Annotated in this window: 6 protein-coding genes; 4 read left to right on the top strand and 2 right to left on the bottom strand. The window is 69.0% G+C overall.

Annotated features, from left to right (window positions below):
• Positions 1 to 34: 34 nt before the first annotated feature.
• From AC27VN_RS35580 to fliR, 4 genes are read left to right on the top strand one after another with little or no spacing between them, the layout of a single operon-like run.
• Entirely contained in the window at positions 35 to 124 is a 90-nt protein-coding gene (locus AC27VN_RS35580; RefSeq protein ID WP_490879664.1) for a hypothetical protein, read from the top strand.
• On the top strand, positions 105 to 854 hold the full coding sequence (fliP, locus tag AC27VN_RS35575) for a flagellar type III secretion system pore protein FliP (protein WP_490879663.1): 750 nt from the start codon (positions 105 to 107) through the stop codon (positions 852 to 854). The genes AC27VN_RS35580 and fliP overlap by 20 nt, the downstream gene beginning before the upstream one ends.
• Positions 851 to 1,120 (top strand): flagellar biosynthesis protein FliQ, encoded by a 270-nt coding sequence (fliQ, locus tag AC27VN_RS35570; protein ID WP_057591754.1) that lies wholly within the window; start codon positions 851 to 853, stop codon positions 1,118 to 1,120. The genes fliP and fliQ overlap by 4 nt, the downstream gene beginning before the upstream one ends.
• A 19-nt stretch (positions 1,121 to 1,139) precedes the next feature.
• Entirely contained in the window at positions 1,140 to 1,910 is a 771-nt protein-coding gene (gene fliR / locus AC27VN_RS35565) for a flagellar biosynthetic protein FliR (RefSeq protein WP_490879662.1), read from the top strand.
• 1 nt (position 1,911) lies between these two features.
• On the opposite strand, the gene AC27VN_RS35560 is transcribed toward fliR, so the two are convergent.
• The gene (locus tag AC27VN_RS35560) at positions 1,912 to 2,439 is read right to left on the bottom strand and encodes a nucleoside 2-deoxyribosyltransferase (protein WP_490879661.1); all 528 of its coding nucleotides are present in this window, start codon (positions 2,437 to 2,439) and stop codon (positions 1,912 to 1,914) included.
• A gap of 127 nt (positions 2,440 to 2,566) precedes the next feature.
• Positions 2,567 to 3,754: alkaline phosphatase PhoX (locus tag AC27VN_RS35555; protein WP_490879660.1), on the bottom strand; the 1,188-nt coding region annotated here is incomplete at its 5' end.

Here is a 3,754-nt window from a genome sequence, read left to right as displayed (position 1 = left end):
CGAGGTCGGCCCCGAGGGCGCGCGGACCTGGCTGGTGCTGGGCGTGACCGGCCAGTCGATCACCTGCCTGCACACGCTGCCGGCCGCGTCTTCCGAGGTGCCGCATGCGCAATTGCCGCGCTAAAGCCCTCGCGGCCCTCGCGCTGCTCGCGCCCGCGTTCGCCTTCGCGCAGGAGACCGGCGGCCAGCTGCCGCTGCTGGTGGGCTCGGGCAGCGGCGGCACCAGCTTCTCGGTGCCGGTGCAGACCTTGCTGTTCTTCACCGCGCTGTCGTTCCTGCCGGCCATCGTGCTGATGATGACCGGGTTCACGCGCATCGTGATCGTGCTGTCGCTGCTGCGCCAGGCGCTGGGCACGCAGTCGGCGCCGCCCAACCAGGTGATCATCGGCCTGTCGCTGTTCCTCACGGTGTTCGTGATGGGTCCCACGCTGGACCGCGTCTACGACGAGGCCTACAAGCCCTACAGCACCAATGCCATCGGCTTCGAGGAGGCGCTCAAGCGCGCCGAGACGCCGATGCGCCAGTTCATGCTCAAGCAGACGCGCCAGAGCGACTTCGCGCTGTTCGCGCGGCTCGCCAAGCTGCCGGCCGACGTCAAGGCCGAGACCGCGCCGATGCGCGTGCTGATCCCGGCCTTCGCCACCAGCGAGCTCAAGTCGGCGTTCCAGATCGGCTTCATGATCTTCATCCCGTTCCTGGTGATCGACATCGTGGTCTCGAGCGTGCTGATGTCGCTCGGCATGATGATGCTGTCGCCGGTGCTGGTCGCGCTGCCGTTCAAGCTCATGCTGTTCGTGCTCGCGGACGGCTGGAACCTGTTGATCGGCTCGCTCGCCGCGAGCTTCGCCACATGAACGCGCAGATGGTCCTGACGATGGGGCAGGAGGCGCTGGTCATGCTCCTGACCGTGTCGCTACCCGTGCTGCTGGTGGTGCTGGTCGTGGGCCTGGTGGTGAGCATCTTCCAGGCCATCACGCAGATCAACGAGGCCACGCTGGCCTTCGTGCCCAAGCTGGTGGCGGCGGTGGCGGTGTTCGCGCTGGCCGGGCCGTGGATGCTCGCCACGCTGGTCGACTACATCCGCCGCGTGATCGAGTCGATTCCGCAGATGGTGCTGTAGCGCGCCTTCTTCCGTTGCCGTGCTGACCTTCACCGAAGCCCAGCTCATGGCCTGGGTCACGCCCGTGCTGTGGCCCTTCCTGCGCGTGCTGGGCGTGTTCACCACGGCGCCGGTCTTCTCCTCGCGCGCCTTCCCGGTGCGCGCGCGCATCGGGCTGGCCTTCATGGTCGCGCTGTGCGCGCAGGCCACGCTGGACACGCCGCCGATGATCGGCCTCAACGACGCCGCGATGCTCGGCGCGCTGGTGCAGCAGGTGGGCATCGGCATGGCGATCGGCTTCTCGGTGCGCATGGTGTTCGCGGCGGTGGAGTTCGCGGGCGAGCTGGTCGGACTGCAGATGGGCCTGAACTTCGCCTCCTTCTTCGACCCCGTGAGCAGCGGCCAGACCAGCGCCGTGTCGCGCTTCTTCGGCAACATCGCGGTGCTGTTCTTCGTGGTGATCAACGGCCACCTCACGGTGCTGATGGCGGTGATCCGCAGCTTCGAGGCCTTCCCGGTCGGCGGCAGCCTGCTGCAGGCGCTGGCGCGCACGCGCATGCACGAGCTGGGCACCGACCTGTTCGCGAGCGCGATGTGGATCGCGCTGCCGATGATCGGCCTCCTGCTGTTCGTCAACTTCACGCTGGGCATCGTCTCGCGCGTGGCGCCACAGATGAACATCTACGCCATCGGCTTCCCGGTCACGCTGACCGCGGGCCTGGCCGGCATCGCGCTGGTGCTGCCGATGATGGAGCAGCCGCTGCTCGCGCTGATGGAACGCATGATCACGACCGCCGCGGGCGGCCGCTGATTCAGCCCAGGCGCTGCTGCAGCAGGTCGAGCGCTTCCTCGGCCGTGCGCGCGATGCGGATCGAGCAGGCCAGCATCAGGTTGAGCGGCAGCTCGAAGCCCTCGACCGCCATGCCGCTGGCGTCGCGCAGCGTGCCGTCGGCATCGCGCTGCGTGGGCAGCGCCGTTTCGACGCGCGCCGCATAGCTGCCCTCGGGAATGCCGTAGCCCACCACCGGCAGGCCCAACGCGATCGCCACGCCGACCTCGAACACCGTGCCCGAATCGGGCTCGGTGCCGCGGAACGGCGACAGGTCGGCGATCACGCCCGAGGCGCGGCGCAGCAACGCCATGTTGGTGTCGTAGATCGCCTGCGCCACTTCGGCCGGCGGCGTGGCCGGGCCGCTCGCGTCCTCGGCCGGCGGCAGCGCCTCGAGACCGCGCGCCTCGCAGGCCTCGACCAGGCGCTGCAGGCGCGCCGTGGCATCGGCGCTGAAGACATCAGGGCCGGCGAGGTAGACGCGCCGCACGCGGTCGGAAGGGGCGTTCATGAGCGAAGTATGCGGCGGCATGGCGCGCGCGTGCGTAGGGCGATGCGCCCTGGCATATCGCCGCGGACGAAAAAAGGCCCGGACGAACCGGGCCAAGACTGCTCGCAGGAATGCGCGCCGTGCCGCTTTACTTGGCGGGCGAAGGCAGCGTGATCTCGAAGGTGATGCCGCCGTTGCTCGAGCCGCTGGTGCCGCGCTGCGAGCTGAAGTACAGGCGCGTGCCGTCGGGCGAGAGGGCGGGGCCGGTGACTTCGCTGTCGTCGTGGCCCACGAGGCGCATCAGCGGCTGGGAGGTGCCGGCTTCGATGCGCAGCACGCCGATCTCGAGGTTGCCCGCGTCCTCGGCCACGAGGATGTCGCCGAGCGCCGAGATCGTCAGGTTGTCGGGCTCGTCGATCGAGTGCGTGGCCGGGTCCTTGTCCTTGCCGTCGTAGATCACCTCGAGCGTCTGGTTCAGCGTGTCGTAGGCCCAGATGCGGGCATTGAACGAGGTCACGAAATAGACGATGCCGTTGAAGAACCAGATGCCCTCGGCCTTGGTGAAGATGGCGCCGGGCGGCGTGAGGCCGCCAGTGCGCATGGCGCTGCGCACGCCGGCCTGCGCCTTCTCGGGATTGATCACGTCGAGCCATTCCACGGGCTGGGGCGTGCCGTAGTCCTTGAGCTTGGCGTAGTCGGGCGCGGCGAGGTCCACGTCGTTCACGATGCCCTTGACCTTGAGCACTTCGAGCCGGCCGCTCTTCATGGCGGGACGCGCCGCGCCTTCGGGCCAGTCGCTGGCGTCGCAGACGAAGCGGTAGACACGGCCGCCCGAGGCGTCCTCGGTCAGGTAGAGCGTCTTGTGGACCGGGTCCACGCAGACGGCTTCGTGCGCATAGAGGCCGAGCGCGGGCAGGCTGGGCGCGCTGTTGGCATCGACCCAGGGTTTGGCGGGATCGCACTCCCACACCATGCCGCTCGAATGCTCCTCGCACGAGAGCCAGGTGCCCCAGGGCGTGGGGCCGCCGGCGCAGTTGGTGGAGGTGTTCTTGAGCACCGCGTACGAATCGACGACCACGCCGTTCTTGTCGAAGCGCAGCGCGCCGACGCCGCCGTTCTTGCTGCCGACTTCCGAATTGCTCAGGTAGATCCAGCCGCCGTCGGGGCCCGGATAGACCGCGCCGCCATCGGGCGCGCCGTGCCATGCATAGCTGCCCGCGGCCGCGGTGCCCGAGCGCGCGACGATGCGCGAGCTGAAGCCCTTGGGCAGCATCACGCCGTTGGCGTCGGCGGCCTGCAGCGCGGAGAACTCGGCGAACGGGCTCTTCTTCACGGG

This window comes from Variovorax sp. 20P10.2.4 (genome assembly GCF_058244205.1).
Note: the sequence above shows the minus strand (reverse complement) of the source record. Positions and strands in the feature narration are given on the sequence as shown.

What these genes read in the sequence shown, in the direction of transcription:
- fliP (WP_490879663.1), top strand. Translation starts at nt 105, where the DNA reads ATGCGCAATTGCCGCGCTAAAGCCCTCGCGGCCCTCGCGCTGCTCGCG.
- fliQ (WP_057591754.1), top strand. Translation starts at nt 851, where the DNA reads ATGAACGCGCAGATGGTCCTGACGATGGGGCAGGAGGCGCTGGTCATG.
- AC27VN_RS35560 (WP_490879661.1), bottom strand. Translation starts at nt 2,439, where the DNA reads ATGAACGCCCCTTCCGACCGCGTGCGGCGCGTCTACCTCGCCGGCCCT.